This window comes from Nostocoides japonicum T1-X7, from assembly GCF_001046855.1.
In the GTDB taxonomy this organism is placed as follows: domain Bacteria; phylum Actinomycetota; class Actinomycetes; order Actinomycetales; family Dermatophilaceae; genus Nostocoides; species Nostocoides japonicum.
Map to the genome: position 1 here is coordinate 5086774 of NZ_HF570958.1, position 5558 is coordinate 5092331.

Below are 5558 nucleotides of genomic sequence, written 5' to 3' on the forward strand. Positions count from 1 at the left end.
TGCGGGGTTGTCGTGGTCGCCAGACGCCACCGACCACGGAAAGCCCGCACCTGCCGAACAGGGCACGGCGAGCGGGTGGGGACGCCGCGGCGGACGAACGGCGAGGGCACGGCATACAGTCGATCCGTGACCACCGCGCCGGCCCACGACGGCTACCTGCGCCAGGAACAGGTGACCGGAGAGGCCGTTGCCGTCGAGCTGCCCGTCGCGAGCCTCTTCGCGCGGGTCCTGTCGCGGATCATCGACACGCTCGTGGAGGCGTTCGCCCTCGTCGCGTTCTTCGTCGCGCTGAGTGTGACGAACCTGCGCCTGTCGTTCGCGGTCCAGCGGACCATCGTGCTGCTCGTCGTCATCGCCGTGGTCGTCGTCTACCCCGTCCTCCTCGAGACGGTGACGCGGGGCAAGTCGGTCGGCCGGTACGCTCTCGGCCTGCGCGTCGTCCGCGATGACGGAGGTCCGATCACCACACGCCAGGCCCTCGTGCGGGCGCTCACCGCGCCCATCGAGATCTACTCGATGTCGGGCGCGCCTGCCCTCGTCACCGCCCTCGTCACCCAGCGGGCCAAGCGCCTCGGCGACCTCGCCGCCGGGACGTATGCCATCAGCGAGCGGCACGCCGTCCGCCTGCCCCGTTCGCCGCGGGTCCATCCCGCGTTGGCCACCTGGGCCGCGCACGCCGACCTCGGCCGCATCCCGACGAGTCTCGCCCTCGGCACGCGCCAGTTCCTCGCCCGCGCGCAGACCCTTCGTCCGGACTCCCGGGAGGCGATCGGCCGCGACCTGCTCGACCGTATGCGTCCCTACGTCTCCCCTCCTCCCTCGCCAGGCTGGCACCCCGAGTACGTTCTCGCCGCCATCCTCGCCGAGCGCAGCCGCCGCGACAGCCTGAAGCTGCAGCGGGAGGACGCCCTCCGGGCTCGCGTCCTGCGCCGAGCCGGTTGGTGAGCCGGTGAGGCACCCGAGCGCTCGCGGCGCGCGGCGGGCGCGCGCCGCGGACCTCGACGCGCTCGTCGCCCTCCGGGCCGAGATGTTCGACGCCATGCGGGTTCCCGCGACGGACGACACGTGGCGGCGGGCGGCTCGCTCGTGGTTCGCCGAGCGGCTGGACGATCCTGGTGCATGCCTCGCGGTCGTCGAGGTCGAGGGCGAGGTCGTGTCGTCCGCCCTGGGGGTCGTGCGCGACAGTGCGCCCTCCCCCGCCAACCCCGCCGGTCGCGACGTCCTCGTCTTCAACGTATGCACCCTGCCGCACGCGCGCGGCCACGGCCACGCCCGAGCGGCCCTCGCCACCGTCATGGAGTGGGCGCGGGGCACCGGGGCCGGGCGTGCGGAGCTCTTCGCGACGCCCGCGGGACGCGCCCTCTACGAGGAGGCGGGGTTCGTCGTCAGGACCGACCCGGCGATGCGAGCCGACCTGAGGGCGCGAGCCGACCCGGAGCCGCCGGCCGAACTGGGACCCCCGGCCGATCCGAGGCCGCGGGCCGAGCCCACGACGTGAGCCGAGCCCCGACCGGGGACCGACCACCCGCCGACCTGCCAGGTGAGCTGCCTCAGGGAGCTCCGAGCTCGGCATACCGGGGCTTGATGACGTCCTCGATGAGGGCGAGCCGATCGTCGAAGGGGATGAACGCGGACTTCATCGCATTGACCGTCGCCCAGCGCAGATCGCGCAGCGTCCACCCCGCCTCCTCGACGAGCAGTCGCATCTCGCGGCTCATCGACGTCCCGCTCATGAGCCGGTTGTCGGTGTTGACGGTGACCCGGAACCGGAGGTTCTTCAGCAGGGTGATGGGGTGTCGGGCGACCGAGTCCGCCGCCCCGGTCTGGACGTTGCTGCTCGGGCACATCTCGAGGGGGATGCGGGTGTCCTTCACGTATGCCGCGAGGAGGCCGAGGTATGCCTCGGCACCGGCCGCCTGGGCCGCGAGAGCCGCTCCCGGGTCGTCACTCGCGGGACGGTGGTCGATGACGACGTCGTCGACGATGCGCACGCCATGCCCGAGACGGTCGGCGCCACACCACTGGATCGCCTCCCAGATGCTCGGGAGCCCGAACGCCTCCCCGGCGTGGATCGTGAAGTGCGCGTTCTCGCGCCGGAGGTACTCGAAGGCGTCGAGGTGCCGCGTCGGCGGGTAGCCTGCCTCGGCGCCGGCGATGTCGAAGCCGGAGACGCCGTCGTCGCGGTACCGGACGGCCAGCTCGGCGATCTCGCGCGACTTCGCGGCATGCCGCATCGCGGTGAGCAGGGCGGTGACCCGGATGGGGTTTCCCGCCTCGGCGGCCGCCCTCTCCCCCTCGCGGAAGCCGGCGTTGACGGCCTCGACGACATCCTCCAGCGCGAGGCCGCCGATGAGGTGCTGCTCCGGTGCGTACCTGCTCTCGGCGTAGACGACGCCGTCGGCCGCGAGGTCCTCGACGCACTCGCGTGCGACGCGTCGAAGGGCGTCCGGGGTCTGCATGACACCGACCGTGTGGACGAACGTCTCGAGGTAGCGCTCCAGGGAGCCCGAGTCGGCGCTCTCCCGGAACCACCGCGCCAGGCCGTCGACGTCGCCGGCCGGCAGGTCGGCATACCCCGTCTCGTCGGCGATCTCGAGGATCGTCGCGGGTCGCAGGCCGCCGTCGAGATGGTCGTGGAGGAGCACCTTCGGGGCACGCGTGATGACGTCGGCGTCGGGGCTCTCGAGGCTCATGCCGTCGACCCTAGTGGCCGGCTGGGACGCCGGACCGTCGCGCTCTCTCCCCGCAGTGACGAGAGACCGGGACTACCCGCCCGGCATTCGGCGTTGCACTCCGCATGGCAGAGCTCACGGCCTCCCAGCTGGACTACCTCGCCGGCCAGCGGCTCGGCCGGCTGGCCACCGCGGGACAGGATGGGAGGCCGCACGTCGTGCCGACGTCGTTCCGCTACAACGCGCGAACGCACACCATCGACGTCGGCGGTCACCACATGGCGACGACGAAGAAGTACCGTGACGTCCAGGCCACGGGATGGGCTGCGATCGTCGTCGACGATCTCGTGTCGGTCGATCCGTGGACCCCCCGAATGCTCGAGATCCGCGGGCGGGCGAGCGCCGTCCCCGAGGGCGGCAGCGACCTCGGGCCCGGGTTCGGGGACGCCTTCATCCGCCTCGAGATCGGCACGGTCAACAGCTTCGGCATCTGATCACGCGGAGGGTCACCGACGGTCCGGCCGACCGCCGGCCATCCGCGTCCGCGTCAGCCGACCGAAGCGGCCGAGCCTTCGGGCACGAGGAGGTCGAAGGAGCGCAGCCATGCCCGGGTGCTCGAGGTCTGGGTCGCGAGGATGAGCTCGTCGGCGTCCGCGTGCTTGGCGAACGTCGCGAGTCCTTCACGCACCTGCTCGGCCGTGCCGACGGCGCGGTAGCGCGCCATGCCGGCGACCTGCGCGGCGGCCGGGGAGGCGAGGACGACCTCCTGCTCCTCGGGCGACAGGGTGCGTCCGCGGGCCACGAACTGGAGGACCCGGCGGCGCAGGGCGGCCTCGAACTCGGCCTGCGCCTCCTCCTCGGTGTCCGCGACGAGGGCGTTGACGCCGGCGATGACGTAGGGCTCGGCGAGCTGCTGGGACGGCTCGAACCGGTCGCGGTAGAGGGCGACCGCGCGCTCGAGCGCCTCGGGTGCGAAGTGGGAGGCGAAGGCGTACGGCAGGCCGAGCTGCGCCGCGAGCTGGGCGCCGAACAGGGACGACCCGAGGATGTAGAGCGGCACGTTCGTCCCGCGACCCGGGGTCGCCTCGATGCCCGGTATGCGAGTGGGCCCCGTGAGATACCCCTGCAGCTCGAGCACGTCCTGGGGAAAGGTGTCGGCGGCCGTCACGTCCCGGCGCAGCGCCCGCATCGTCACCTGGTCGGTGCCCGGCGCTCGTCCGAGGCCGAGGTCGATGCGGCCCGGGTGGAGCGTCGCGAGGGTCCCGAACTGCTCGGCGATGACGAGCGGCGAGTGGTTCGGCAGCATGATCCCGCCCGAGCCGAGCCGGATCGTCTCCGTGCGGGCCGCGACATGGGCGATGAGCACGCTCGTCGCCGACGAGGCGATCGAGGGCATGTTGTGGTGCTCGGCATACCAGATCCGCGCGTAGCCACGCGCCTCGGCGAGCCGCGCCAACCGGACGCTCGCGTCGAAGGACTCGGCGGCGGTGCCCTCCTCCCGGATCGTCGCGAGATCGAGGATCGACAGGGGCACGGACACGTTGGGGCACCTTTCACCGCGGGCTTCGACAGTGGCAACCTCGCGCCGCCACGACCCATTCCCTGCGGCCGCCCCACCACGGCCGCAGGGAACGGCGTCGCGCCGTCGTGCCGGATCGCGGGCCCTCGAACGGCGTCCGGCGGCGAACCCGCCTCAGGTCTGCAACACGCTCCCGCTCCCGTCCAGGACAGGGCATCCGAGCAGCGTGCGAACGGCGACGACAGTGGTCACACGTCGTGCGCGGGCCCGATGGAGCAGGTCCGTGAGGACCAGCTGCGACATCCGATCGAGGACGTCGAAATCGTCGATCACCACCTGTCGTGACACGAATGCGGCACCCGGCGTGCTGGCCAGGTCCCACAGCAGTCCCCCGAGTCGGGCCGGATCGCGCCACGCCGCCTGCCGCAGGGTGCGCGCCACGGAAAGGTCCTGAGCCGGTGTGAGGAAGGGCAGCTCGTGGGAGCGCAGCATCAGCGCGAGGCTCGCGCAGGGGGCGGCCCGTGCGTAGGACGTCCCGGCCACCCACGACGTGCCGCCCGGGTCCATGACGGCCAGACTGCGCAGGACCGTCAACCGGACCGCACCCGGTCTGCCGACGAGGACGGTCATGCCGGGGTCGGTGGCGGCCGACTCCGTGACGGGCGACTCGGTGACGTCCGGCTCGGTGATGCAGGAGTCGATCGCTGCCCGGGCCGCCGGCTCGGGCCGGACACCCGACGAGGGGTCACCTGCGGTCGGAGATCGGCCCATTCCGTTCACGGTGGAGCGGCAGGGTCAGGCGGGGTTGTTGGCGACGCCGACGTCGACGGGGTCGCGGCGGGGCGCCGGTGATCGCGGCGTAGGAGGCGCCGGCGATGGCCGCGCCGATGAGCGGGGCGAGGATGAACAGCCACACCTGGCCCAGGGCCGCGCCCCCGGCGAACCAGGCGACCCCCAGGGAACGGGCCGGGTTGACCGAGGTGTTGGTCACCGGGATGGAGACCAGGTGGATGATCGTCAGGGTGAACCCGATGGCGATCGGGGCGAAGCTCTTGGGGCCGCGGTCGTCGGTGGAGCCGAGGATGACGTACAGGAACACCGCCGTCATCACGACCTCGCAGACCAGGCAGGCCGCCAGGCCGTACCCGTTGGGCGACCGGTCGCCGTACCCGTTGGTCGCGAACCCGGACGCCGAGGCGGAGAAGCCGTCCTTGCCGGAGGCGATGACGAACAGCACCAGCCCGGCGACCGAGGCCGCCACCACCTGGATCACCCAGTACGGCACGACGTCCTTCCAGGCGAACCGGCCGGACACGGCCAGCCCGAAGGTGACCGCCGGGTTGAAGTGGCCACCGGAGACATGCCCG

The 5558-nt window shown here is 72.4% G+C and carries 7 protein-coding genes; 3 read left to right on the forward strand and 4 right to left on the reverse strand.

The annotated features are described in order from the left end of the window. Positions 1-126 precede the first annotated feature (126 nt). Together BN12_RS22945 and BN12_RS22950 are read left to right on the forward strand one after the other, a co-directional pair. A complete protein-coding gene (locus BN12_RS22945; RefSeq protein ID WP_235432514.1) occupies positions 127-945 on the forward strand; it encodes an RDD family protein in 819 nt (272 codons plus the stop codon). 4 nt (positions 946-949) lie between these two features. Then, entirely contained in the window at positions 950-1498 is a 549-nt protein-coding gene (locus BN12_RS22950) for a GNAT family N-acetyltransferase (protein ID WP_235432515.1), read from the forward strand. A gap of 52 nt (positions 1499-1550) precedes the next feature. Here the strand turns inward: BN12_RS22950 and BN12_RS22955 are convergent, their stop codons facing one another. Next, a complete protein-coding gene (locus BN12_RS22955; protein ID WP_048555806.1) occupies positions 1551-2693 on the reverse strand; it encodes an adenosine deaminase in 1143 nt (380 codons plus the stop codon). A gap of 104 nt (positions 2694-2797) precedes the next feature. On the opposite strand from BN12_RS22955, the gene BN12_RS22960 reads away from it, so the two are divergent. Then, positions 2798-3166, forward strand: coding sequence for a PPOX class F420-dependent oxidoreductase (locus BN12_RS22960; RefSeq protein ID WP_048555807.1), 369 nt, complete (start codon positions 2798-2800; stop codon positions 3164-3166). Positions 3167-3219: 53 nt separating this feature from the next. Here the strand turns inward: BN12_RS22960 and BN12_RS22965 are convergent, their stop codons facing one another. The 3 genes from BN12_RS22965 to aqpZ all read right to left on the reverse strand — a co-directional run. Then, a complete protein-coding gene (locus BN12_RS22965; protein ID WP_048555808.1) occupies positions 3220-4212 on the reverse strand; it encodes an LLM class flavin-dependent oxidoreductase in 993 nt (330 codons plus the stop codon). A 153-nt stretch (positions 4213-4365) separates the two neighbouring features. Further along, positions 4366-4962, reverse strand: a complete 597-nt coding sequence (locus BN12_RS22970) for a hypothetical protein (protein ID WP_048555809.1) — start codon at positions 4960-4962, stop codon at positions 4366-4368. Beyond that, positions 4937-5558 (reverse strand): aquaporin Z (gene aqpZ / locus BN12_RS22975; protein ID WP_083454891.1); only part of this gene is annotated, 622 nt, incomplete at its 5' end. The genes BN12_RS22970 and aqpZ, both read right to left, overlap by 26 nt.